Genomic DNA, 26,943 nt, shown 5'->3' on the forward strand with positions numbered 1-26,943 from the left:
AGAAGAACTAGAAAGGGTATTTTTAATACTAGCTAGCCAAATAGCTTATTGAAAAATACTAGGAGGCGTTATGAGATGGTAACACGACATGTAGTTGGCTATTATGATACAGAAACTGAAGCAATTGCGGCAATTGAAGATTTAAAAAGACAAGGATATGTGTCAGATGACATATCTGTTATGAGTAAACATACAGCAAATGCGGATGTTATTGCAGAAGAAACAGGAACATATGCAGCAGATGGTGCAGCCACAGGGGCAGCAACTGGCGGAATTCTAGGAGGACTTGGCGGCGTGCTCGCGGGAATCGGTGCACTCGCAATACCAGGAATTGGTCCAATCATCGCAGCTGGTCCAATTGTAGCAGGCATTACTGGCGCAGCTGCCGGAGCGGGAGTTGGCGGACTAGCCGGAGCACTTATCGGCATGGGTATCCCTGAAGAAGAAGCGAACCGCTACAACGATTACTTCAATGAAGGAAAAATCCTTGTCCTTCTTGATGGTGACTATTCAAGACCGAATGATCGATTTCCCCCAATCGTCTAATGTCATATAAATGCAGACAGCCACCCAATTTTAGTTGGGTGGCTGTCTGTTTGTGGTTCGGACGCTGACAGGGGGAAGTTGTACATATGATTGGTTGGCAAGGAGATATGATTGGTTATGCAGCGATTATGATTGGTCGTGTAGATATATGATTGTTCTTGCAAAAGATATGATCGGTTTACAAGTTATATAGTCGGTTGGTCGTGATATATGATCGTTTTTCCACTTTGTAGTGCGTTAAATTTATTGATTTTCATTGAAAATTTTTTGATCTGTCGCACGTCGTTTCAGAAAAGCAGAAATTAGAGTGCTAGGACCATTGAATGGTTTCCACTATTATCCATAAATCGTATGGACTACTATTCTTTGATTCTTACGAAGTCCCTTTGAACGATTTTTTCAATAACGCATGATTTTCCCCGAAATACACGTTTTGTATCATATTAAATCTATTTTTATTATGATAGATTCTTTATGTCGCACTATTTGATTAAGTGTGAATAAACGGGTAAAGGGGAGATGGGATTTGAAGAGGGGTAATTTCACTAAATTTTTCAGCGCATTTTTAGCTCTTGCAATGGTGCTTTCACTACTAACGCCATTCACAGCATCGGCAAATGCAGAAATGGCAAAACCATTCAAGCCGGATAATCACAGCGAAAGCATTATGCAACAGAAAGCAGCTATCGCCGAACAATTAAATCTGTTGGATGGTGGTTCCAAGTTACACAAAGACTTACAAGGGTTAACTGGAAATGGACAAGTCGCAGTTATTGTTCATTTATCCGAAAAGCCAGTTGCACTTGAACAGGGGATTAAAGAGTTAGCGGGGAAAACATTCACTTCTGCAGAAGCAACGGCAGTGAAAAAGAAAGTGAAAACGCAACAGACAGCTATGAAAAAAGAGATGCAAGTGAAGAACATTAATTTTACTGAGAAATTCGCGTACGATACTGTACTAAATGGTTTTTCTGCGACTGTACAAGCAGGAGATCTTGAAAAATTACTAGCTATTAAAGGTGTTACATTAATTGAACCGGATACTGAAGTGCATGCATTTGAAGCTCCAGTTTCATCTGGAACAGTAGATGCGAATATGAACACCAGCATTTCATTTCTAGGAATTGAAAGGCTTTGGGCTGAAGGAATTGAAGGACAAGGGATTAAAGTCGCTGTACTTGATACAGGAATTGACAAAGATCACCCTGACTTTGCTGGTATTTATAAAGGCGGAAAGAACTTCATTCCAAATTCTGCTACTTATACAAGAACCCGTGCAGATAATGATGCATCGGAAACGTCACCTGTTGAACGACCAGCGGGAACACCTGAATTTAGCGCAACTGGAAGCGCTTTCTACACATCACATGGTACGCACGTGGCAGGAACAATTGCTGCAATCGGGGCGAATCCGTACGGGGTTAAAGGGATTGCACCGAAAGTAGATCTTTACGCATACCGCGTTCTGGGAGCTTACGGTAGCGGATCTACTTCGGGAATCATCGCTGCAATTGAAGAATCAGTCAAACAAAAGATGGATGTTATCAATCTTTCACTTGGTGGGGGAGCAAATTCTGAAACTGACGGAGGTTCATTTGCCATCAATAATGCGATGATGGCCGGAACGATTTCCGTAATCGCAACAGGAAACTCGGGTCCGAAACGTGGAACGATGGGTACACCGTCGACAGCACGTCTTGGAATTGCAGTTGGCAACACAACGAATCCTGAAGCGAATTTTGACAGCAATGTACATGTAACAGTCGGAGACTATCAATTATCAAAAACCATCAACTTAATGGGAACTACATTTGGAGCAGATTTAGCAACGCAATTGTCGGGTGAATATGAAGTCCTAGCAGTACCTGGAATGGGTACTAAAGCTGACTATAACGGACTCGACGTTAACGGGAAAGTAGCACTTGTCTCCCGAGGAGATATTGCATTCGTCGACAAAATTGCCGTCGCAAAAGAAGCAGGCGCAATTGCAATTCTTATCCATAACTTTGCAGGCGGTTCAAATGCACCGAACGCTTCTGGAACATTCTTAGGAGATGCATTTGAATTCATTCCAGCTTATGATTTGTCACAAACAGACGGAGATGCAATTCGTGCAGCTCTTAAAGGTGGTCAAGGAACTGTAACGTTCGCTAATTTCAATAAAACAATGACAATTGGAGATAATGTCAACGATTCCAGTTCACGTGGGCCGTCGACTCCAAACTTTGATATCAAACCAGACGTTAGTGCGCCTGGAACGAATATCATGTCAACAATTCCAATGTACAAAGCAGATTTTCCAGCTGCAAGTTATGAAGAAGCTTTCACACGTAAAACAGGTACATCAATGGCAACACCGCATATTGCAGGAATTGCAGCACTTGTTAAGCAAGCAAATCCAGGTTGGAATGCTTTTGACGTGAAAGTCGCGCTATCCAACAGTGCAAAAATTTTAGATACGACCAAATACGATGTCATGTCTCAAGGTGCAGGACGTGTGCAAGCTTATGCAGCAGCACATCCGACTATCCTTGCATATGCAATGGATGAGGCAGTGTTGGATACAAGCGGTGAAATTGTCGACAATATTAAAGGGACAGTCACTTTCGGTCCTCAATCAATCAAAGAAAAAAACATTTCCGTTACAAAAGACATTCTTGTAAAAGATATGAAAGGTAACGGAGGAAATTATAATGTAACCGTCGATGTTACGAAATCATTCGAAGATGCAAAAGTGACTGTCGACAAATCAGCATTCACATTGAATGGCGAGCAATTGTTAACAGTTACATTAACGGCTTCGAAAAAAGCAAACGCACCACCAGGTTCCGAAATTCTGGGCTATATTCACATTAACGGTGAAGGCACTGAAGTTTCATTACCATTCGCAGCGGAGTTTGGCGGAGCGCCGGCATCTGCATTTGAAAACTTCGCAATCACGGAAACAGATCTTTCATTCAACAATGACGGTATAAAAGACTCAGCTGTTCTGTCATTTAAACTGACAGGCGATGTCACAACAAATTACATCGAACTATGGGATATCATGGATCCTGAAGGCGGAGAATATGGAGACGGCTATATCGGCTACTTACATGCAGGTACTTCGCTCGCAGCTGGTTCTTACACGCTCAACGTGGCAGGAAATTACAAACCTTGGACTGAAGGTGCAGCTCAAACAACAATTCCTGATGGACTCTACACAATTGACTTCACTGGACAAACAGTTTCAGGCGAACCGGCAATTCTTAGTGGCTACGTTGGCCCGGTCGTCGTGAAATCTGAAGCAGGTACAATTGAAGGAGCACTTAAAGGCACAACTGCTACAGGTAAAATCATTGACAAGTATATTGACTACCAAGCTGAACTTGTAAACTATGATTTAGGCTATGACGTAAATACGAAACTCAAAGCAAGTTACGAAGTGATGGAAAACGACACGGTGAAATCGTCCGGCCCTGTTAAATTAGCACAAGACGGATCATTTACAATCGACGTTGGTACGTTAACAAAAGATAACAGTGTCAAAGTGAAATATGTTGACGCTGCAGGCAATGCCGCAGAAAAAGTACTAGTCGATGATGGAACCGGCGTCAAGTATTCTGTGGATAAAGAAGAACTAGCACTGCAAGTAGGCGGTACAGAAAACCTAACAGTAACTGAAACAACAACAAAAGCGGACGGAACAAAAGAAGACAAAAATGTCACAGCAGAAGCAACATTCGTGTCTGCTGATGAAAAAATTGTAACAGTTAAAAATGGTGCAGTAACAGCAGTCGCCGCAGGTAAAACAGCAATCACAGTAAGCTACAAAGAATTCACTGCAACAATCGCAGTCGAAGTGGCAGCGAAAGATGGTCAAGACCAAGTTACGTATTCTGTAAGCAAAACGAATCTTACAATAGGAGTTGGACAACAAGAACAACTTTTCGTCACACAAAAAACGACAAAGGCTGATGGTTCAGTCGTTGAAAAAGACGTAACAGGCACAGTGAATTATGATGTCGTCAACAGCGATATTGCAAAATTCGAGAAAGGTCTCATCACAGCACTTGCGGCAGGTAAAACGCAAGCACGCGTCATGGTTCCAGGACAAGAAGATATGTACGTTTACCTTGAAGTGACAGCAGCACCGCAAGATCAGGTTACTTATTCAGTTAGTAAAAAGAACCTAACAATCGGTGTTGGCCAATCAGAACAATTTTACGTTACCCAAACGACGACAAAAGCGGATGGCACAGTCACTGAAAAAGACGTCACAGGAAATGGCAGCTACAACGCAGTCAACAATAAAGTTGCTACAGTCAAAAAAGGACTCGTAACAGCACTTGCAGAAGGTCAAACACAAGTGCGCGTCATGATTCCAAACGAGGAAGCCATCTACGTTTACGTTGAGGTAGTGAAACTTCCTCAGGATATCATTACGTACAAAGTGAATAAAACAAATGTGAAAATGAATGTCGGCGACCAATTACAGTTGAAAGTGACAGAAACAAAGCTGACTCCGAAAGGACAAACGAGCACAAAAGACGTCACAGCAACAACTTCATTCAAAGTCGTCAACAATAAAATTGCAAAAGTTCAAAAAGGTCTAGTCACAGCGATTACAGGAGGTCAAACACAAGTACTTGTCACAATCCCAGATCAGGATCCAATCCTTGTCTACCTGAACGTGAAAGGCGACGTAATCACCTATTCAGTCGATAAAAACAGCGTCGCACTTAAAGCAGGCGCAACTGAACAATTAACAGTAATAGAAAAAACAACAAAAGCTGACGGCTCTGTCACAGAGAAAAACGTGACAGCAGATGCTAAATTTAAATCTGCCAATCCTAAAGTCGTCACATTAAGTAAAGGGTTAGTCACAGCAGTCGGACCAGGCGAAACGGCCATCTCTGTCACACACTCGAACTTTACAACGACAGTCACAGCGATTGTCGAGCAAGACGTAATAATCACAACAGAATTGATCACAAACCCAGCAACACTTGAATTGGTAGTCGGGGAATCTTCTCGCATTTCAGTTCAATCGATTGAAACGAAAAATGGTGAGGCGACATCGACAGACGTGACAGAAATTGCTGCATATAGCGGGTTCGATTCAACTGTCATCGATGTTCAGCAAGGCCAAATCATTGCAGTCGGCGCTGGTGAAACAACAATCACAGCTTCTTTCGGCAATGACGTTGCAACCATTTTCGTCAAAGTCGAAATGGTTTCAGTACCGGAAGCGCCTGAGGTACCTGAGTCACCAGGAGCTCAGAAATATAGTGTTTCAGAAGCAGAAATTGCAGCTTATGTGAACGATAAACAGGCAAAAGAAATCTTCATTGCACTACCTGAAAATGGAGAGGAAATCGCAATCGAATTCAACTCAACAATCCTAAATACAATCGTTAATGCTAAGAAAGGCTTAGTCGTCACTAGAGGCGAAACGTCATTCTTGTTCTCAAAAAAAGCAGTCGAGAAATTGATGCAACAAGCTGGCGGTGATGCTACAATCACGTTAAGCGAAGCAAATGCATCTTCAATAGCAGATGCAATTTCAGAAAACTTTATCGTTAATCTTGAGGGCGGTACTGGCGATAATCGATTTGCGTTGAATCAATTCAATGAGAAAATCGAAATCGTTCTCCCGATAGACGCGTCTAAAGTGATTAAGAACAACAAAATAGCGGTACGAGATCTACATTCAACTAACACAATAAAAGCGAAATACAACAATGGAGTACTTGAATTCACAGCGACTGGTCCAGGTAGCTTCGTTGTGATCAATACTTCCACAGCGAACCGCGCAGGTAACTTTGTCGCTATCAGCTATTAATTTAAAAAAGGAGCTCATTGAGTTTGATATGCTCCCCGATTAGATAGATTAAAAATAAAAGCTGGACTAAAGATTTTTTTAGTTCAGCTTTTATTTCACTTAATAAAAAAAAAATTAACTTCTACCTATTACAATCTAAAAACTCTATCATGAGACGAGTTTTAGACCTATTGCAGCACCTAAGACCATGCCTATAAAAATAAGTCTTCTCCAATCTTTTGATTCACCATATAAAAGCATACCTAAAATTGCTCCACCAGACGCACCAATTCCTGTCCAAATTGCATAAGCCGTACCCATAGGAAGTGTTTTCATTGAATAAGCAAGAAACACAAAACTAGCTCCAAACGCAAGAGTTAGAAATAGCACCGATTGCCAATTACGGTCTTTATGCAATTTACTTATCATTACAACACCAAACATTTCAAATAAACCTGCAACAATCAAAGAAACCCACGCCATTAAGATTCAGCTCCTTCTTTATCGCTATCTTGAGTCACTAATTTCAAACCAACGACTCCACCTAATAAAACCAGAATTAAAAGTACTTTTGCTAATTTAAATGGTTCATCAAAAAATAGGATGTCGGAAAAAACTGTTCCGGCTGTACCTAGTCCAACAAAAACCGCATAGACAGTTCCAACAGGTAGTTTTTTTCCAGCCATAATCATTAAATAAAAACTAACGATAATAGCAATAATTGTTCCAGTCCAAGTCCAAAAGTCATTTGCATGTTTTAATCCAATAACCCAAAAAACTTCGAAAAAAGCAGCGATTATTACTTTAACCCAATCTGTATTCATTTAATTAACACCTCCGTTTATATTCGTGCCCATCAAAAACAAAAAAAGCCCAAGAGATAACTGTTAAAAAACAGTTCCTCCCAGGCTTTTATCCTTCCGTGACACAGCATAGCTGTGAGTTTTCTCTCGGACCAGACCAACATTGACAGTTGCGGAACCCTAGAAAACATTCAAAGTATGTAATTACCTTGTATTATACACACTTTTAAATCGTAGTCAAATGTACAACATTATAAACAAGACATGATTTTAATTTACCTCATGTACAATCACTTGTCCTAATGGTCCGAAGTAGGCTGCTTTTTTTATCCATTTTATTTGAAGATTAAGCGCTATAAAAAAGGGTATTAAATAGTATAAGGAGAATTACTACTAAACAAAGGACAATAACCGAAAAAAAGGAAGTGCACCCATGACAAGCTGGAATACAGAAGCGATCGAATTACTTGAAAGGAAACCGAAGCAACAAAATTGGGGAGCAAGAAGAGCCGCAAAAGATAAGAAATATAAATCATCCTCCCAATTAGTGGATGATTACATCGTACTCGATTTTGAAACGACGGGTTTGCGTGCAGGCGCTGATAAAATCATTCAAATTGGTGCCATTAGGTATGTAAATCATGAAGTGAAAGACATGTTTAATACGTTCATCAACCCCTTCCGTCATATCCCAGAGACAGTTACACGACTTACAGGCATTTCAAACGAAACAGTTGAATTGGCACCTAGTATCAATCAAAAAATTGAAGAACTACTCGAATTCATCGGAGATTTACCAATCATTGCTCACAATGCATCGTTTGATATGGGTTTCCTTTATGCACTCGACAACATCGATGGCATAAGCATTCCCGAGTATATCGTCATCGATACCGTCAAACTAGCTAGAAAAAAAATCACCGAAGCCCCCAACCATAAACTAACCACATTGACAGAATTTCTACAGCTCGAACACGATGCCCATGATGCCATCGGAGATTGTGTGGCAACAGCAGCCATTTATCAATATTGCGTGAAAAAGCATTTTTAAAATAAACTCGCATAATCTACTAAGTCGGCTCTGACTGGCGGCGGATTTTTGTTAAGGTAAGAACAGGAAATTAAATGAATGGAAAGGGGGAAATTAAAGTGAGGAAAAATGTGTGGGCCATCTGTACAGCATTAGTTATAAGTTTAGTTTACGGCACAATTGTAGGCGAGGCAGAGGTGAAAAAGCCGACACATTACATAGGACTTCATGATCGATTATTGGACTTTAAAGACGTCCAGGTCATCGGTAATGATATGAAGATCCCACTTAGCGAAATCACAAAAGTACTCTACATCCCAGTAGAAAAAGAAGAAGGTATCACTTATCTTCGAAAACGAGGCACCGTTATCAGCTATGATGCTTCAACAAAATTGACATCGAAAGACGGTGTGGAACTTAGTTGGACTCCAATCGTCGACGTCAACGGCACGCTTTTCATTAGCGCAAAATACATCGCAAAAGTGACGGGATTCAAAGTAGAATACATCCAAAAAATGAAAACGTTGCGTATTTATCGTGATGACTACGAGCATATGAGCCATGCAGATTACGAAAAACATGTTAAACAATTGTTGGATAAAAAACAGCCGGCCAAACCACGAGTTAAGCCAGAAAAGCCCGGAGCGAAATCCGAAACAACAATCTACTTGACCTTTGATGACGGCCCCAATAAATTCACAACAATCAACAACGCAACACTGAAAAAATATAACGTCCACGGTACATTCTTCTTCCTAGGAAAACACATGAAAAAAAATGAGGACATCGTTAAAACAGTTGCTGGTGATGGTAACTACATCGGAACGCACAGCATGACACACGACAAAGACAAAGTATATAAATCCACAAAATCATTCATCGATGAAATGACCGAAGGAACCAAACTCATCAACAAAATGACCGGCATCGATGCTAAACTACTCCGTGTTCCATATGGCAGCAAACCGCATGTCACACCGGCCATGAAAAAAGAGCTCAACCAATACAACTACAAAATGTGGGACTGGGACGTCGACTCCAATGACTGGAAATACACCGACAAAGAAGCTGACAAAATCGTTAAAAACGTCCGTGACGGTGTCGATAAAGCCAATAAATCCGGCGACCGTAACATCATCGTCCTGCTACACGACCGCAGTCAAACAGCAAAAGCCCTTCCAGAAATCATCGAATGGCTACAAAAAGAAGGCTATACCATCAAAACATACGAACCCGAGCACCACATCATCCAAAACTTCCTAAGCGACACCACATTATAACCAAAAAACCGCCTCTTGCAGGCGGTTTTTGTGTGCGAGAAAATGGGGAGCGATCATATCCTCAGGCAAACGATCATATCTCCCGTGCAACCGAGCATATCCCGGCGCGAGCAATCCAAAACTAATTAGAAAGGAAGCTTTTGGCCTCGGCCAAAAGCAGATTTAAGTCAAATGCATAGATCTAAAATCATACCTTCCACCAAAGCGGGAAACCGATCATATATGATGTCGAACCAATCATATAACCTGTTCAACCAAGCATATCCCTATGCTACCGATCATATCTCCCATTGAACCGAGCATAACCCTGAGCAACCAATCATAAACCCCACAGAACCGAGCATATCCTTAGCCCAACCAATCATATCCAGCAACCGACCAGCCAAAAGTAAATCACTACATCGCCCACCAAAAAGAGCAAGTGTTCAAATCTCAAATATATAGCCAAAAACCATATCAAATATCAATCATGCCACCGTTTAACAAATACATAATTCGGCTTTGCCGAAAAGTATATAAAACCACCGAAAATTCTGATATCATTTTTAAGAGGTGATAAAAAATTGATTTATAAACAAAGATCAATGCCGAAAATACTAATTGGATTAAGTGCATTAATGCCCCGATTACAGGCGTCACATGCCGAAATGCTAAGAGTCAGTGAGGACTTTCGAATACGAAAAGCAGGCTATGGTGGGGAGCAACACTTTGACAAGCATCTATTAGAATTCAAACCCCATTATCCACACGCTATCTTGCACGACGTCTGCTTGAAACAGAACGGCGTTTATTTTCAGATGGATTCGGTACTTATCACGCCAGCTTTCATTCTGATTATCGAGGTGAAAAACCTTGCTGGAAAAATTACTGTGAAATCTAACCCCACACAGTTCATCCAAGAATCCCCGACAGGTGAACGAAAAGTGTTGAGCAATCCCATCGCTGAGCTCAATCGCAAGCAATTATTCCTCAATGAATGGCTCAAGCAAAGGAAAATAGATATCCCGATTAGCGGACTTGTTACTTTCGCATTCACCAATGAGTTAATCTTCGAAAACGTTCTCGAAACTAAAATCACATTCACCAATGAAACTCCGACTTATTTGTATTCCTTATCCGTCGATAAAGAAATCATAAGCAAAGATACTATACGGAAATTGGCATTCGAATTAAGAAATAACCATCAAGAATATGATCCTTTCCCGTTAACCAAATCAATGAATATATCCCCAATCGATATTTTACCCGGAGTCATTTGTCCGGCATGCAACACTAGAGGAATGAAGTGGAAGCCTAGAAAATGGGCATGTCCGACGTGTAATCATACTGGACCTGAATATCATATTGCGGCGCTTGCAGATTGGAGATGTCTCATGGGCAACCGAATAACCAACAGGGAATTCAGGAGTTTCATGCTGCTAAATGACAGACAAGTAACAACGAGATTCCTTGCCCGATCCGGACTATCACACGAAGGAAAGGGGAAAGGTAGCTTCTATGTCATGAATGAAAAGAAAAATAAGCATGAGTCAGCGCTTCATGAACTTTGAAGCGCTTTTCTACGAATAAAACTAGTAATCCGTCCAATGAAAATATCCTTTAAACTAGTAACCAATCATAACTAACACCAAACCAATCATAAAACCCTCTAAACCAAGCATATCCCCGACCAAGCGATCATATCCCGCATTCAACCGAGCATATCCCAAACCAAGCGATCATATCTCCCAAACAGCCGAGCATATCCCAATCCAAGCGATCATATCTCCCATACAACCGAGCATATCCCAATCCAAGCAATCATATCCCGCATGCAACCGAGCATATCCCAATCCAAGCGATCATATCTCCCAAGCAACCGATCATATCCCCGGCCAAGCAATCATATCTCCCAAACAACCGAGCATATCGCCGACCAAGCAAACATATATCCCAATCAACCAATCATATCCCCACATCCACACCCCAAAAAAACTTCGCCTCCCTAAACACCTCCATCTCCAGTATAATAAACTCACAGAACTATCCAACATCAAAGGGGGAACCATCAATGGACTACCTATATAACCCGAATCCATCCATACGCCATACCGCCTTCGCAAAAAACGGCATGGTTGCAACATCTCAGCCACTCGCAGCACAAGCAGGCATTGAAATTATGCGCAGGGGAGGCAACGCAATCGATGCGGCAATCGCGACCGCGGCGGCACTTACCGTCGTCGAACCAACATCAAACGGTATTGGCGGCGACGCATTCGCACTCGTTTGGGTCAACAACAAACTGCACGGTCTCAACGCTTCCGGCCCGGCACCGCAAGCACTCACAATCGACGCTGTAAAAGCGCAAGGCCACGACAAAATGCCAGTCTACGGCTTGACGCCAATCACCGTTCCAGGCGTACCCGCAGCATGGGCGGAACTCGCACGCAAATTTGGCAATCTACCATTGAAAGAATCACTCGAACCAGCCATCCGCTATGCCGAAGAAGGCTACCCGCTCACACCAATTCTCGGTAAATACTGGAACGCTGCCTATAAAAAATACAGCACTTCATTCACAACAGAAGAATTCGATGCATGGTTCACCACATTCGCGCCCGACGGTAGAGCACCAGAAATCGGTGAACTTTGGAAATCACCAGATCACGCCGCCACACTACAATCCATTGGGGAGTCAAATGGAGAATCCTTCTACACGGGGGAACTAGCCGACAAAATCGACACCTTCATGCAACAACACGGCGGCTTTCTCACAAAATCCGATCTGGCCAACTACCAACCAGAATGGGTCGAACCCGTCTCAACAAACTACCGCGGCTACGACGTTCATGAAATTCCGCCAAATGGCCAAGGCATGATCGCACTCATGGCACTCAACATCCTATCGGAAATGAACAGCCCAGTGCCGCACGACACGCAATCGCTTCACGAACAAATTGAATCTATGAAACTTGCATTCACAGACGGACAAGCATTCATCACGGAACCAACCGATATGCCAATTAAACCCGAACACCTTCTATCCAAAACGTACGCACAACAACGCGCCGCCAAAATTACAGCAACTGCAACATGTCCAGAACCGTATGAACTACCAAAAGGTGGTACAGTTTACCTTGCAACGGCAGATGGGGAAGGCAACATGGTATCCTTCATCCAGTCAAATTACATGGGCTTTGGCTCCGGTATCGTCATTCCCGGCACAGGAATCGCACTCCAAAACCGTGGCGCCGACTTCTCGCTAGACCCGAATCACCCAAATGCACTAAAACCGGGCAAACGAACATTTCATACCATCATCCCAGGTTTCCTCACAAAAAACGGACAAGCCATCGGACCATTTGGTGTCATGGGTGGATACATGCAACCGCAAGGCCATTTCCAAGTAGCCATCAATACAATCGATTACAAATTAAATCCACAAGCAGCCCTCGACGCACCGCGCTGGCAGTGGATAAAAGACAACCTAGTCCACGTCGAACCGGGCTTCCCGAACCATCTCGCCCAAGCACTAACAAGACTTGGCCACCAAATCCAGCCAACCCTCGACTCAGGCTCATTTGGTCGTGGCCAAATCATTTGGCGAAATCCTAAAACCGGCGTCCTATCAGGCGGCACCGAATCCCGAACCGACGGAGCAATCGCCGTCTGGTAAAATAGTTCATCGAACCCGCATAAGAATTACTTAGGCGGCTACTACCACGCTTTAAAAGGTGTATACTTAAGCATCATCAAACCCGACGCATAAGCGAAGTACCCAATAAACGTTGTTTACTTCTAGTGAAAAGTTGCCATCTTACCCTACAGTACTTCGAACAACCAATCATCACCAACTAAAGGAGGGGACGGCCCCATGTGGAGAATTTACGCACTCCTCACTACCGCAATGCTTATCTGGGGATTTAACCTGCCACTCCTCAAATATCTGCTCATATATGTTGGACCAGTTACCATGACCACATTCCGTATCCTGCTTGCAGGCATCACGGTATTCATCATTCTGGCGGCGTTCAAAATGCTTCGTCTGCCAACAAAAAATGAATGGAAATACATCATTGGAGGCGCGATGCTCAATGTCGTCCTCCATCATTACTTCCTTAACATGGGACTTGTTCGTACGACCGGCACAAACGCGGGACTGATACTCGGAACAGGCCCCGTTCTAACGGCGATCTCCGTCGCACTTATCATGCGGAATTACCCATCTAAAGTGCAATGGCTTGGTTTCATAGTCGGCCTGGGCGGCGTCAGCTCCGTCGTTTTAGCAGGCGGGGGAATTGGCGGTCTCGCGCTCGGTGATAGCTTCATTTTCATTTCAATCGCCGCTCAAGTACTGTCATTCCTAGTCATCGCAAAAGCAGCAAAAACACTCGATCCACGTATCATGACCGCTTATATGATGGTAGTCGGTAGCGCAGTATTACTCATCATTAGCCTGATTCAAGAACCCGGTGAAATCAAAGCATTTGCTACCGTACCACCTATGTTTTGGCTCGGTTTCGCAGCAAGTGCCATCATCGGCACAGCTGTCGGACACATGCTCTACAACTACGCAGTCGGAAAAGTCGGCCCAGCCAAAGCCGCCATCTTCATCAACTTCAACACCATGTTCTCTCTAATCGGCTCAGCACTATTCCTTGGCGAAATCATCACCTATCGCCATCTCATCGGCCTAGCCCTCATCATTGCCGGCGTTATACTAGGATCCGGCGCTGCAGAAGATCTATGGAAAAAACGTCGCAAGCGGAGTGAGAATGTCGTTTAGTTCACTAATCACGCAATCTTTTCCATATAAATTCATAGAACGTTGTCTCTTTCGAATAAACAATCACCACCCAATCAGCCATCCAGACCACCGGATGGCTTCCTTTATGCCCTTCAACTCTAAAAATAGAAGTCAAAAGCTAATTAGAAAAGGGCAGTCCCGAATAAAATAAAGAAGTTCACAACGTATCCGAAAGACTAAGCAACCAATCAACGAAACTAAACAACACATCGATCCAACTAAACAACGTACCGATCCAACTAAACAACGTACCGATCCAACTAAACAACGTATCGATCCAACTAAACAACGTACCGATCCAACTAAACAACATACCGATCCAACTAAGCAACGTATCAAACCAACTAAACAACATACCGATCCAACTAAGCAACATATCGATCAAACAAAACAACATACCAATCAAACTAAACAACACATCCCAAAAAGTAAGCAACATAACAACTAAACCAAACAAACACTCCCGCCAAACCCCTTGCCACCTCACTCAAAACCTGCTATTCTACCACTGAGAAAAGAATATTCAGACTATCGGAAGGAGTGAATCCCTATCTACACAAAACGCCAACCGCCGGACGATCTCATACCCCTGAAACGATTGCTCGCCCGGCTACCTGACAACCACCAGCAGTACAAAACAATCAGCAACAAACTATACCAGACGAAATCCGGCTATTCCGGCGAACTTAAAGTCGACCGTATCCTCAACGAAATCGACTTCCCCAAAGGTTCCGCCATCATGAAAAACATAACCGTGGACATCAACCCCAATTTCCGCGTCCAGCTAGACACTCTAATCCTAACCCCAAAACGCGCAATCCTATTGGAAATCAAAAATTACGCTGGCACCGTCCTGTTCGACGAAGCATCCGGAAAAACTACCAAAATCTCTGGCGACGGCGCAATCGAAAAATTCGACTGCATCATTCATCAGCTAGACCGCGCTACGTACGCCGTCGAAAAATGGCTCAACCAAAAACAAGTCGAATTACCCGTAGAACCAATCCTAGTAATGGCAAATCAGCGGACGGAAATCCCCAAAATGCCCTTATCCACTCCGCTCAAATTCGGGAAACAGCTACCCAGATATATCCGAGGACTCCCGGACATTCCAGACGAACTCACGCCGCTCCAAATCACAACAATTGCCAACCAACTTTACACAAACCAAGTCAAATGGAAACGCATTCCCGCTAGCGAAAAACACAACATCTCACTATTCGAGTTAAAAAAAGGTGTCCTTTGTCCAGACTGTAACACCATCATGCCAAGAACCCAAGGCCGCACATGGATTTGCAACCCTTGCGGAAAACCCAACAAAGGTGCACTCGAACAAGCCGTCGCCGACTGGTACCTGCTCATCAGCCCAACACTCACAAACAAACAGCTCCGCCAATTTCTCAAATTAAACTCAAAATCCGCCGCCAGCATCATATTCCGTCAGCTGCGACTCAACCGAAAAGGCACACCACCAAGAACCATCTACACCTGGGACTACAAATTCCCCTTGCATAAATAACAACAAAAAAAGCCGCCCTCTCCACCGGGCGGCTACCTTTATAAACAAATCAAACCCAAAACTTCACAACGTATCCAAGAATGTAAACAACGCCCCCGCCAAACTAAACAACATTCCCGTCCAACAAGACAACATCAAACGAAAACTAAACAACACTCTCGAAAAACTAAGAAACACCCCGCCTAAACATCACAACACTCCAATTCAACTAAACAACACAACACCCCCTCAACACCAAACCACACCCAAAAATCATCCCCCCACCCCCCGCATATACTACTACCCACCAATCAAAAAGGGGGAACCACCATGTCACTCACCATCAACCCGCGCGTCCAACAAATAGAACCATCCGGCATCCGCAAAATCTCAAACCAGCTCATAAATTACCCCGATGCCATCAATCTAACCATCGGCCAACCCGACTTTCCAACACCCGAACGCATCAAACAAGCCGCCCACAAAGCAATTAAAAACAACAAAACCACCTACTCACACAACGCCGGTCTCCTCGAACTCCGGCAAGCCGTATCCACCTTCTTCACCGATAAATACAGCTTCACCTACAACCCGCAAACCGAAATCATCATCACAACCGGCGCAAGCCAAGCAATGGACACCGTATTCCGCACAATTCTCGAACCAGGAGACGAAGTCATCGTACCCGCACCCATCTACACCGGCTACGAACCGCTCATCACACTCGCCGGCGCAACACCCATCTATCTCGACACAACAACAACCAACTTCATCCCGGATCCAACCCAACTAGAAAAGCTCATCACGCCCAAAACAAAAGCAATCGTCTTCAACTATCCATCCAACCCAACCGGCGTCACCATCCCGCACAAAACGATGGACGAACTAGCCGCAACACTCGCCAAACAAGACATCTTCATCATCTCAGACGAAATCTACAGCGAAAACACCTACCAAAGGGAACACCGCTCATTCGCTGAGTACCCCGAACTCAAAGACAAACTATTCCTCATCCACGGCCTGTCCAAATCCCATTCCATGACAGGCTGGCGCATCGGTTTCCTGCTCGCCGCCGAAAAGTGGATGCAACAAGCCGTCAAAGTGCACGCCTATAACACCATCTGCGCAGGCGTCCCATCCCAACACGCAGCGATCTGCGCACTAACCGAATGCCAACACACGCCTGCGGCAATGAACCCGGACTATATCCTACGTCGCGACTATATCTACACCCGGCTCACCAACATGGGCCTTCCGACAGTCAAACCGGGTGGCGCATTCTACATCTTTCCTTCTATTAAAGAGTTCAACCTAACATCCGAACAATTCGCCCATATTTTGCTCGATGAAGCCCGAATCGCCGTCGTACCAGGCACCGCCTTCACACCATTCGGCGAAGGCCACATACGAATTTCCTACGCCTATGCATTCGACCAACTCGAAATCGCCATGGACCGACTCGAAACCTGGATAACCAACTGGCGCAACAAAGAACGCCACATAGTTCCAAATCCACCGTTATTGTAATCAATAAAAAGTACCATTCTTGAAACAATCACCGAATAAAGGTATAATGTCTTTAGAAACGCATAACATAAAAAAAGACCGAGTGCGCTAACACTCGGCCTAGCAACTGCAAACCGCAAGAAGAGCGGTTGATCCGGTTTTAGACAGAAATAACCGTCATACCTTATCAGCGGGGGACGGTTATTTCTTTTTTACGAAGAAAATGATCAATGTGACTACAATTGTAAAGGCTGCTAACATTACAGTGCAAAGCTGAATTAGCAAATTTATCGATTCGTAAGTCGACATTGGCATCACCTCCATTCTCATGGAAGTGACCAACCGCCCACACTTCATATGCAATTACCAACTCTATCATAACACAAAAAGAACGTTTGTTCTATCACGCAACAACAAAAATCCATCAATCGATTACTAAGAAATCAATAAAAACAAGCCCCTCGCCATCAGCAAGGGGCTTTAAACTTTTCCAACCAAACAACAAACCTCTCAATCCCCCCGCCAAACATAGTATAATCATAGAAAAAGGAGGCACTACCATGAAAAAACACATCCCAACCCTACTACTCTCAGCAACTCTACTAATCGCATTCCAACCAGCCGCACAAGCTGCCACATTTACAGACGTGCCAACCGCACACTGGGCACACAAAGCCATCAACAACATCTCCACCCGCGGCCTCATCAACGGCTATCCAGACGGAACCTACCGCGTCAATGAGCCCGTCACCCGAGCCCAAGCCGCAAAAGTCGTCGCGCTCGCCATCAACGCCAAACCGACAGCCGCATTCAAACCGAATTTCCAAGACGTCAGCCCAGCCCATGGCGCATACGATCATATCCGCGCACTCACCGAACGTGGTATCTTCACCGACGGGGACAAATTCCGCCCGAACGAGCCACTCACCCGTGCGCAAATGGCGAAGATACTAACACTGGGCTATAAAATAATCGTCGACGACAATGACCTTATCAAATTCCAAGACGTCATTAAGCTCAACCAAAACTACGGCTACATCACAACACTCGCCGAACTCGGCATCACAACAACACCGCCAGGCGGTATGTACAAGCCAAACGACATCGTCACCCGCGCACATATGGCGGCATTCATCGACCGCACCACCAAATTCGAACTTGAGCGCGAAAAAGGCGTCATCTACTATGACAAAGCCCGCAGCATGTATATGGACAAATCCAAGCCTGATCCAATACCGCCAGTAATAGACGATCAAGATAACGCCCTCAAAACCGTTGAACTTGTCAATAAACAGCGGAAACAGCTAGGCGTAAAAGAACTCATTCTCGACGCTGACCTCTCAGCAATCGCTAAAGCCAAAGCACAAGACATGGCGAAAAATAACTACTTCGACCATAAATCACCAACATATGGCACTGTCGATGAAATGCTGAAGAAGTTCAACTACAAATGGACCGCATACGGTGAAAATATCGCAAGAGGCTACATCGCACCCGAATCAGTCGTCAAAGAATGGATGATCTCGCCAACTCACCGCGCCAATATCGCAAACAACAACTTCACACACGTCGGTACTGGTTATGCAACCGACGACAAAGGAAAACCGTACTGGGTCCAACTCTATACACAAAAATAAAAACACACATAACCAAACAACATTTCCACCAAACTAAACAACAAAATACCAAATCCAACCATCTTACAAACTTCAAAACTGGGTATAGGTTATAATATAAAAGAACATACCCGTGAAAGGGGACTCACCACATTGAAAAAAATCCAAACAGCATTCATCGCTATCATAACCCTGTTCCTATTTACACCAATCGCCCAAGCAAGTACACTCGACGACGTCAAATTCTTCGTCGAGACCTACTACTATGGTGACGTCCCTAAAAACCTCAACACCATGAAAAACGTAGACGAAATCGTCAACTCACTCGACGAATACTCGCGCTACATGTCCGCTGGGGAATACCGTACCTATCTATCAGCCGTTGCTGTGGATGAACACCAACCATCGTCAATCCAAAACGTAGCAGCAACAACACCGACTAAATCACCAGCAAAACCAGAGCACCCAATCACATCATCCATGCTCTACGGCAACATTGGTTACATAAAAATCGCCACGTTTTCCGCCGACCTGGGCAAGCAAGTGGAAGCACACTGGACGAAGCTCAAAAAAAATGGAGCAACCGGACTCATCGTCGACCTGCGCTATAACGGCGGTGGCTACGTCGACAGTGCTGAACAGCTTCTCGGCTTTTACCAAGGCGTGACAAACGCTTACTACCTATCTACACGCGAAGGCAACAAAATGATTAAACCGATACCAACCAAAACGAAATTCCCTAAACAATCATATGTGCTCGTCAATCGCTATTCCGCATCTGCATCTGAAATCGTCGCAGCGTCCCTCATCGATCAGCAAGCCGCTACCATAGTAGGTGAGACGACGAAAGGGAAGGGCAGTGTCCAATCCTTCTTCGAATTCGATGACGGCAGTGCACTCAAACTGACAATTGGGCACTTCAAAGGACCGGGAGGAACACTAGTCCACAAAAAGGGAATCCAACCTAGCATCAAAACCGAATCGAACAAAGAACTGTTAAACATCCATCAGCGGCTCCTCAACGAGTCATTCAGCAACAAGCACTACAAAAAAAACGACAATCTCGACAATGTACCAACGACTAAAAAAATGACTATCCAATTTACCCAGCCAATGAACTTTAACAACGCACAAACGTCCAATAATATAGAACTAGTTAAAGTAGGCGGCGTAGCCGTCCCAATCACCATCAACCAAAAGGCCAACAACACAATAGAAATTGTACCTAACAAAAACCTACAACCCGGCGCTTCCTATGAACTCATCATCCATCCGGGCTTGAAAAACACTAATGGCCGTACGGTTAAACAAGGCACATACGTCCCAATCACCGTCAAAAACGCTAGCTGAAGCCATTGGGTACTTGGAAAAACTGGTGTATAGCCCCGGTGATATGTACACGAACACCAATTGTGCTATAATCAACAAATGTATATTGGTGCATCTGACCAATTAGTATTTATAATAGAACAAGCAATATCCGGAAGAGAGGATAATCATAATGAATACAAACCAACCTAAAAATATATGCGTCATCGGACTAGGCTACATAGGCCTACCAACAGCAGTAATGTTCGCCAACAGTGGCGTCCGCGTACACGGCATGGACGTCAACGAAAAAGCAGTTAACATGATCGCTAACAAACAACTTCATATAGAAGAGAATGGACTTCAAGAGCGTCTGGAAGAAGCCATCGACAAAGGGTACTTCACGGTTTCAACACAACCCGTCGAAGCAGACGTCTACATCGTGGCCGTCCCATCACCAATCAACCCGGACAACACAGCAAACTTGGAGTACATCCGTAAAGCAACAGCGTCAATCGTTCCTTATCTAAAAAAAGGGGCATTGGTCATTCTCGAATCAACAGTGCCACCAAAAACAGTAGAAAACGTTATGTTGCCTGAGCTTCGCAAGTCAAACCTAGAACTAGGCGTAGAACTATTCGTCTCACACTCACCAGAGCGCGTCATTCCAGGCAAGATCTTCGAAGAACTCATTAACAACGACCGCATCGTCGGCGGCATTACACCTGAATCCGCTGAGATGACAAAAGAGTTATACCAAACATTCGTCCAAGGGGAAATCCACCTAACTGACGCAACAACAGCGGAACTCGTCAAAGTAATGGAAAACACGTACCGCGACGTTAACATCGCGTTTGCCAATGAACTCGCAAAAATCGCTGAAACAATCGACGTCGACATATGGGAAGCTATCCGCTTTGCTAACTTCCACCCGCGTGTCAACATCCATACGCCAGGACCTGGTGTAGGCGGACATTGTATCGCAGTAGATCCATGGTTCTTGGTGGAATTAAGCCCGGAAAACTCGGACATTATCAAGAAGTCACGCCTAACGAACAATGGCATGCCGAAATTCACAGCGCAAAAAGCACAAGCACTTCTGGAACAGCATGGCATTCAGGGCGGTAACGTAGCAGTACTCGGTCTTGCATTCAAAGCCGACGTTGACGATCTACGAGAAAGCCCTTCGACGGAAGTTATTAAAGAACTACAAAACTTGAATCTACAAGTAACGTCATTTGATCCACATATCAAAGAACTGCAACATCCGACCCAACGCGCATCACTAGGCGAAGCGCTTCAAGACGTCGACCTAATTATCTTGACGACGGATCATACGGAATTTAAAAACCTTAATCCGGAAACAGTAAACACTGGCGACACAAAACCACTCGTACTCGATACGAAAAACGCACTCAACCGAGACAAGTGGGAACAAGCCGGATTCCGTTTCTTTAAGCTCGGCGATGGCAAGAACAAAGGACTTTCTTCTATATGAAAGAGACCATTCTTGGCGTTCAAGTCAATACCGAAAACTACGACGAGTTAATACCGAAAGTCTTCCGCAACATCGAAGACAAGAAGAAATCTCTCGTCGTAGCCATCAATCCGGAAAAGCTTATGAAAGCAAAAGAAGACCCGGGACTCAAAGCGCTCCTTAATAGAGCCGAGTTCCAAATTCCGGACGGCATTGGAGTTATCATCGCGTCCAAACTAAAAAAGGGCAGTATCTCATCACGCATTACCGGAATCGACATGATGGACCGCATTGTTAGGGAAGCAGCACGTACTGGGCGTACAGTTTTCCTGTACGGTGCGAAACCAGGTGTTGCTAATAAGGCGGCGCAACAACTAAAACAAACCTATCCAAATCTTATCGTGACAGGAACACAGGATGGCTATGAATCAGACACTAGTAAAGTCTTAGAAACTATCAATAAGGCCAAGCCCGATATCCTATTCGTTGCGATGGGTTCTCCAAAACAAGAGCAATGGATTGAACAACATCGGGACAATCTATACCCAACGTTGTATCAAGGCGTTGGTGGTTCATTCGATGTTCTTGCAGGTAACGTCAAGCGTGCGCCAGCAGCATTTCAACGACTGGGTGCAGAGTGGCTATACCGTCTATTGAAAGAGCCAAGTCGCCTCAAAAGGCAAATGAATCTACCAAAATTCTTATTTGAAGTTTTCAAACAAAAAAGAAGTTGACACTCTTGTATTCTTTTAAAAGAGGTGCTAGAATACTAAAGTGTAAGGATAATTTCCTCTATAACATATATAACAAACGCCATGCAGATCGAAATTGGTTGGTTGACCACACAAAAAAACTCGAACAGTTCCCATCTGTTCGAGTTTTTTTGTGTCCGAAAAGCGAAAGGCGTCGTCCAGATGCGGTAGGAATAAGACAGAACTACGTCGCGTCCTACGGCAATGTCTACGTAACTCTCATCCTGTTAGCCTCCGAGCATCTGACTCCTGAAGCCTAGACATACCTGAAAGGTGGAAGCGCATGTTCAGCCCCGACAAGCGCTGGAGGGTTTGAAAGCAATGGTTCTTTTTGCCATTGATTCAAACTGAAGCGACTCGAGGGGCTAGACGCTGGAACTAGACACCATAGACAAGCGAAAGGCGCCGTTCAAGCCCCTGGTGCCAGTACTGCTACCCAAAGTTCCCGAGCATCGGATTCCTAGAACTAGACCCCGAAATGTGTAGGGCACTTATTTTAGGAATAATGAATGACAATCCTCCACTTTTGGAAAGAAAACCATTTTCCGCCATAAATTCAAAACAGAAGAAATTAAAAGGATTTGAAGTTTATGTGGACCCAGAAAACCATGTAAGTCCCACTTAAATACGCATAGGTAAGGCGAAAAGACTGGAGACCGCGCAAGAAATTCCAAATACATAATCAGCAGTAACTAGACACTAACAATTGAAATCGTTCTGTAACTTTAAACCAAAAGTCGTAAAATACTTGATATATATCAGATATGCGATAGAATGGTAGAAGCGGCTCAGGAATCTAGTAATGTTTCCAAAGGGATTTACTATATTACTAACTTGTAATTGACATCCTTGTCGTAATTATCTATACTTTAATCTGTAATGACTTCTATCTTTCATTTTGCCGTGGAAGTAGTTGACACAAATTTATTTTCTATCTAAGAGGAGGAAATTATTCAATGGCTAACCAACCATCTAAGTACAGCAAATTTTTAGTAGGGGCTGCATCAGCAGCACTAGTAGCATCCGCAGTAGCACCAATCGCAAGCGCGGCAGATTTCAAAGATACGAAAGGTAACACGCACGAAGAAGCGATCAACGCTCTTTCTGATGCAGGCGTTATCAAAGGCTATTCAGACGGTACATTCCTACCAAACAAAACGTTGACTCGTTCTGACGTTGTTAAAATGATGGGTAAATGGCTTGTAACTGAAGGGCACGCTATTCCTGCAGATGCAAGAACTAACCCACGCTTCACAGATTTGACTACTAAGTCAAATGCAGAACTTCTTGACTATGCTGCAGTAGTAAAAGACGCTGAAGTATTTATCGGAAGTAACGGTAAACTATTAGCAGTTGACAATATCACTCGTGAAAACATGGCAATGGTCCTTGTACGCGCATTCGATGCTGTTGAAGATATCGACTTAGCAACATATGTAGCTGGACAAGATTTCAAACGTGATGTAAAAGATCTTACAGCTGCAAAATCTGAAGCACGTGCTGCTATCGACGTTCTTGATTTCTTTGATATCACGAACCCAGCAGTAGCGACTTTCAATCCAAAAGGTTCTACAACTCGCGGACATTTTGCTACATTCCTACACAAAACAATTAACGCAGACTTCTCTAAAGTAGCTGGCGAAGCAGCAGAAGGCGTAGTATCAGTTAAAGCTGTTAACGCTACTACTGTTGAAGTAGCTTTCAAAGAAGCAGTTTCAGACGTTAACGCTCTTAAATACACGATCGAAGGTCTAACAGTTTCTAACGCAGCTGTTAAACAAACAGATAACAAAACTGTTATTCTTACAACTTCTGCTCAAGAAGGCGGAAAAGAATACACACTTAAAGCAGGCGAATCTACGCTAGGTAAATTCACTGGTATTTCTGAAGTAGTTCCAACTAAAATCACAACAGACACTACTTCACTTCAAGGTATTGTTGGTAAAGAAGTAACATTGAAAGCTGACATCAACGTGAAACAAGCAGGCGTTCCTGTAACTTTCAACGTTAAAGCTGACGATAAATTGAACAAAGATCAAGTAGTAGAAGCAATTACTAACGCTGAAGGTATTGCTACTTACTCTTATACTCAATATGCAGCAGGTAATGACGATGTTGCTGTTTACCCTACTGGTGCACCATCTGTACGTAGCCTTGCTAAAGTATACTGGGGTGTTGACTCAATCCTAACAATCGTTGCAGACGATAAAAAAGGTGAAGAAATCAACAACGGCGAAAACAAAGTTTACAAAGTAACTTACAAAGATGCGAAAACTGGTAAAGCAGTTGCTAACCAAAAATTGCATGTAACATTTGCTGAAAACGTTGATACAACGATTGACAAAATCACACATGCTACTGTTAATGGGAAAAATCCATCACAGTTGACTAATGGTAAAACAGAAGCTGTAACTGTAACAACAAACAGCAACGGTGAAGCTACTCTAACTGTTTCAGGTTTGAATACGAAAGCAACTCCGATTGTATTCCTAGACGATTCAGTAAACAACAGAGTTTCTGGTAACGAACGTCTAGAAAACACTGAACTTCAAGCTAAAGCTGCACAATTAGTAATCGGTGCTGTTCAATCTTCATACGCAATCGAAGTAACTCGTGACGGCGGAGAAGAAGCTGCAACTGGTTTAGCTAATGGTCGTAAATACAAAGTTACGGTTAAGACAAAAGACGGTAAAGTTGCAGCTAACGAAACTGTTAACGTAGCATTCAATGAAGTTGTTGATAGAAATATGAATACCAATACTTCTGCGATCTTTACTAATAAAGATGGTGTTCAACATAAAGATGCTCCAGGTAATGGACAACAACTATCTGTTAAGCTTGATTCAAAAGGCGAAGGATCATTTATAATCGCTACAGCAACAGCTAACGTAAAAGAGTATGCTACTCCAGTTGTTTGGCTTGACATCAATTCTAGCAACGCTAAAACGGGAACACTTGACGAAGGTGAACCTTCAAAAGTTGCTGACATCACATATTTTGCTGAAGCAAAACTTACTGACGGTAATGTAACTGCATTCGATTCTGCTGGTAATGAAGTTGAAGAAGACGAAGAATTCACTGGTATTCAATCGGCATTCTTCAAATTTACTGCTGCTAACCAAAGCGGAAAAGAAATGTCACTTCCATCTGGTTATGATCGCATTGAAGCAACATTCACAGTATGGAATACTGGAAGTAACGATGTGAAAGTTGAGGGTGAAGTTGTTTCTCCAAACCGTAGCATCACAGTTACACGTAAAAACTCTACAACTCCAACAATTGAAGTTGTATCTGTAGACAATAAAACAACTTCTGTACGTGTAGAAGCACGCGGAACTGCTGAACCTATTGTTAATAATAACAACTGGAACAACAACAACAACCGACTACAATCAATTAATCTTAATAGCCATACAGCTAAAGCAACATTCAAATCTACTAAAGATGTTGGTGTGCTTCACACTGGTCTAATAACAAGCATTGATACAAAAGATAAAGAAATTCAATTTGAAGGAAAAGACTTTGTAAGCTACAAAGGTGCTTCTTTCAAAAACTACTACGGAAACAATATCGACCAAGCTGTATTTGAAGAAACTATTAATAATGCTCTAGCTGCTGGGAAAACACACAAAGTAACACTTAGCAAAGATGGAGACAAAATCACTGTTTCTATCCTAACTGATGCGCCTGTTACGGCTCCTGTCAGCGTTATTAACCTACGTGACGTAAATGCAGTTGCTAATTCTATTGAGATTCCGACTGTGGCTCAAGAGCCTGGTGCTACGATCGCATTAACAGCTTCAACTAATGGTGTTAATGTTGCATGGGCAACATCAAACAACGGTTTACTTTCAATCGCTGGTAACACTGCTACAGTTCAACCAGTTACAAAAGACGAAACGGTAACTTTAACAGCTACAATCACTAAAGGTGATGCTAAAGTGACTAAATCGTATTCTGTAAAATTATCACCTAAAGTAGATGCTCCAGTTACAAGAGGACAGCTACTAGTTAAACAGGAAGCGGCTCAGCTTGAAGTAGCTAAAACTACTAAATACACTGCAGCATCAATCGCTACTTTACAAAGTGCTATCGATGAGGCACGTGCTGTACTTGCAAGTTCTTCACCTGCACAAGCTGATCTTAACAGTGCTGGAAAAGCATTGGATGTAGCTACTGCTGGTCTTAAAGAAATAGTAGTTGATGCACCTGCAACAGTTACTATTACAACTGCAACAGCGGTTGGAACTGATCTATCAGCATTAATTGGTAACTATACTTACACTATCGAAGGTACAGTTGCTGAGGATAATATTTCAGAAGTAACATTGACGTTTACTGATGGAGATGCAGACAAGACAATTACAGTTCCTGTAGTAGACAATAAATTCTCGAAAACTATTCTTCCAGGAGAAACTTTCGGAGTGTTTAATAAAGTGAACAACGAAAAAATCACTGTAACTGTTCAATAATAGAAAACAGTAAAAATTTGATTGTGAGTCTAATAGTTGCCTATTAGACTCACAATCTTAATTCTA

General features: G+C 43.3%; 18 protein-coding genes and 1 riboswitch. Of the genes, 14 read left to right on the plus strand and 4 right to left on the minus strand.

What is annotated here, in order from left to right:
* Positions 1-75 precede the first annotated feature (75 nt).
* Together MKZ26_RS17465 and MKZ26_RS17470 are read left to right on the plus strand one after the other, a co-directional pair.
* Positions 76-546 (plus strand): general stress protein, encoded by a 471-nt coding sequence (locus MKZ26_RS17465; protein WP_067213042.1) that lies wholly within the window; start codon positions 76-78, stop codon positions 544-546.
* A 526-nt stretch (positions 547-1,072) separates the two neighbouring features.
* Complete coding sequence (locus MKZ26_RS17470; RefSeq protein WP_340766938.1) at positions 1,073-6,370, plus strand: S8 family serine peptidase; 5,298 nt, start codon at positions 1,073-1,075, stop codon at positions 6,368-6,370.
* Positions 6,371-6,517: 147 nt separating this feature from the next.
* On the opposite strand, the gene MKZ26_RS17475 is transcribed toward MKZ26_RS17470, so the two are convergent.
* On the minus strand, positions 6,518-6,832 hold the full coding sequence (locus tag MKZ26_RS17475; protein WP_067213040.1) for a DMT family transporter: 315 nt from the start codon (positions 6,830-6,832) through the stop codon (positions 6,518-6,520).
* Positions 6,832-7,173 (minus strand): DMT family transporter, encoded by a 342-nt coding sequence (locus tag MKZ26_RS17480; RefSeq protein WP_340766939.1) that lies wholly within the window; start codon positions 7,171-7,173, stop codon positions 6,832-6,834. Before MKZ26_RS17480 ends, MKZ26_RS17475 begins: the two co-directional genes overlap by 1 nt.
* A gap of 75 nt (positions 7,174-7,248) precedes the next feature.
* A riboswitch (guanidine-I (ykkC/yxkD leader) is annotated at positions 7,249-7,347 on the minus strand.
* A 238-nt stretch (positions 7,348-7,585) separates the two neighbouring features.
* On the opposite strand from MKZ26_RS17480, the gene MKZ26_RS17485 reads away from it, so the two are divergent.
* From MKZ26_RS17485 to MKZ26_RS17505, 5 genes are all read left to right on the plus strand, one after another.
* The gene (locus tag MKZ26_RS17485; protein WP_187045908.1) at positions 7,586-8,203 is read left to right on the plus strand and encodes a 3'-5' exonuclease; all 618 of its coding nucleotides are present in this window, start codon (positions 7,586-7,588) and stop codon (positions 8,201-8,203) included.
* Between the two features lie 98 nt (positions 8,204-8,301).
* Positions 8,302-9,462, plus strand: a complete 1,161-nt coding sequence (locus MKZ26_RS17490; RefSeq protein WP_340766940.1) for a polysaccharide deacetylase family protein — start codon at positions 8,302-8,304, stop codon at positions 9,460-9,462.
* A 563-nt stretch (positions 9,463-10,025) separates the two neighbouring features.
* The gene (locus MKZ26_RS17495; RefSeq protein WP_340766941.1) at positions 10,026-11,012 is read left to right on the plus strand and encodes a nuclease-related domain-containing protein; all 987 of its coding nucleotides are present in this window, start codon (positions 10,026-10,028) and stop codon (positions 11,010-11,012) included.
* A gap of 500 nt (positions 11,013-11,512) precedes the next feature.
* Entirely contained in the window at positions 11,513-13,117 is a 1,605-nt protein-coding gene (locus tag MKZ26_RS17500; RefSeq protein WP_340766942.1) for a gamma-glutamyltransferase family protein, read from the plus strand.
* Between the two features lie 198 nt (positions 13,118-13,315).
* Positions 13,316-14,227, plus strand: a complete 912-nt coding sequence (locus MKZ26_RS17505; RefSeq protein WP_340766943.1) for a DMT family transporter — start codon at positions 13,316-13,318, stop codon at positions 14,225-14,227.
* Between the two features lie 178 nt (positions 14,228-14,405).
* On the opposite strand, the gene MKZ26_RS17510 is transcribed toward MKZ26_RS17505, so the two are convergent.
* The gene (locus tag MKZ26_RS17510) at positions 14,406-14,705 is read right to left on the minus strand and encodes a hypothetical protein (protein WP_340766944.1); all 300 of its coding nucleotides are present in this window, start codon (positions 14,703-14,705) and stop codon (positions 14,406-14,408) included.
* A gap of 141 nt (positions 14,706-14,846) precedes the next feature.
* On the opposite strand from MKZ26_RS17510, the gene MKZ26_RS17515 reads away from it, so the two are divergent.
* Both MKZ26_RS17515 and MKZ26_RS17520 read left to right on the plus strand, forming a co-directional pair.
* Complete coding sequence (locus tag MKZ26_RS17515) at positions 14,847-15,767, plus strand: nuclease-related domain-containing protein (RefSeq protein WP_340766945.1); 921 nt, start codon at positions 14,847-14,849, stop codon at positions 15,765-15,767.
* Positions 15,768-16,076: 309 nt separating this feature from the next.
* The gene (locus MKZ26_RS17520) at positions 16,077-17,273 is read left to right on the plus strand and encodes an aminotransferase class I/II-fold pyridoxal phosphate-dependent enzyme (protein WP_340766946.1); all 1,197 of its coding nucleotides are present in this window, start codon (positions 16,077-16,079) and stop codon (positions 17,271-17,273) included.
* A 180-nt stretch (positions 17,274-17,453) separates the two neighbouring features.
* Here MKZ26_RS17520 and MKZ26_RS17525 read toward each other — a convergent pair whose 3' ends face one another.
* The gene (locus MKZ26_RS17525; protein ID WP_222617994.1) at positions 17,454-17,561 is read right to left on the minus strand and encodes a putative holin-like toxin; all 108 of its coding nucleotides are present in this window, start codon (positions 17,559-17,561) and stop codon (positions 17,454-17,456) included.
* Positions 17,562-17,812: 251 nt separating this feature from the next.
* Here MKZ26_RS17525 and MKZ26_RS17530 point away from each other — a divergent pair, with 251 nt between their 5' ends.
* The 5 genes from MKZ26_RS17530 to MKZ26_RS17550 all read left to right on the plus strand — a co-directional run bounded on the left by MKZ26_RS17530 (position 17,813) and on the right by MKZ26_RS17550 (position 26,877).
* Positions 17,813-18,889 carry a CAP and S-layer homology domain-containing protein gene (locus MKZ26_RS17530; RefSeq protein WP_340766947.1) on the plus strand — a complete coding sequence of 359 codons (1,077 nt, stop codon included), beginning with the start codon at positions 17,813-17,815 and terminating at the stop codon, positions 18,887-18,889.
* A 132-nt stretch (positions 18,890-19,021) separates the two neighbouring features.
* Positions 19,022-20,218, plus strand: a complete 1,197-nt coding sequence (locus tag MKZ26_RS17535) for a S41 family peptidase (RefSeq protein WP_340766948.1) — start codon at positions 19,022-19,024, stop codon at positions 20,216-20,218.
* A gap of 151 nt (positions 20,219-20,369) precedes the next feature.
* Complete coding sequence (locus MKZ26_RS17540) at positions 20,370-21,674, plus strand: nucleotide sugar dehydrogenase (protein WP_340766949.1); 1,305 nt, start codon at positions 20,370-20,372, stop codon at positions 21,672-21,674.
* Positions 21,671-22,387 (plus strand): WecB/TagA/CpsF family glycosyltransferase, encoded by a 717-nt coding sequence (locus tag MKZ26_RS17545; protein ID WP_340766950.1) that lies wholly within the window; start codon positions 21,671-21,673, stop codon positions 22,385-22,387. Before MKZ26_RS17540 ends, MKZ26_RS17545 begins: the two co-directional genes overlap by 4 nt.
* 974 nt (positions 22,388-23,361) lie before the next feature.
* The gene (locus MKZ26_RS17550) at positions 23,362-26,877 is read left to right on the plus strand and encodes an S-layer homology domain-containing protein (protein WP_340766951.1); all 3,516 of its coding nucleotides are present in this window, start codon (positions 23,362-23,364) and stop codon (positions 26,875-26,877) included.
* Positions 26,878-26,943 lie beyond the last annotated feature (66 nt).

It is taken from the genome of Sporosarcina sp. FSL K6-6792, assembly GCF_038004885.1.
GTDB classification, from domain to species: Bacteria; Bacillota; Bacilli; order Bacillales_A; family Planococcaceae; genus Sporosarcina; species Sporosarcina psychrophila.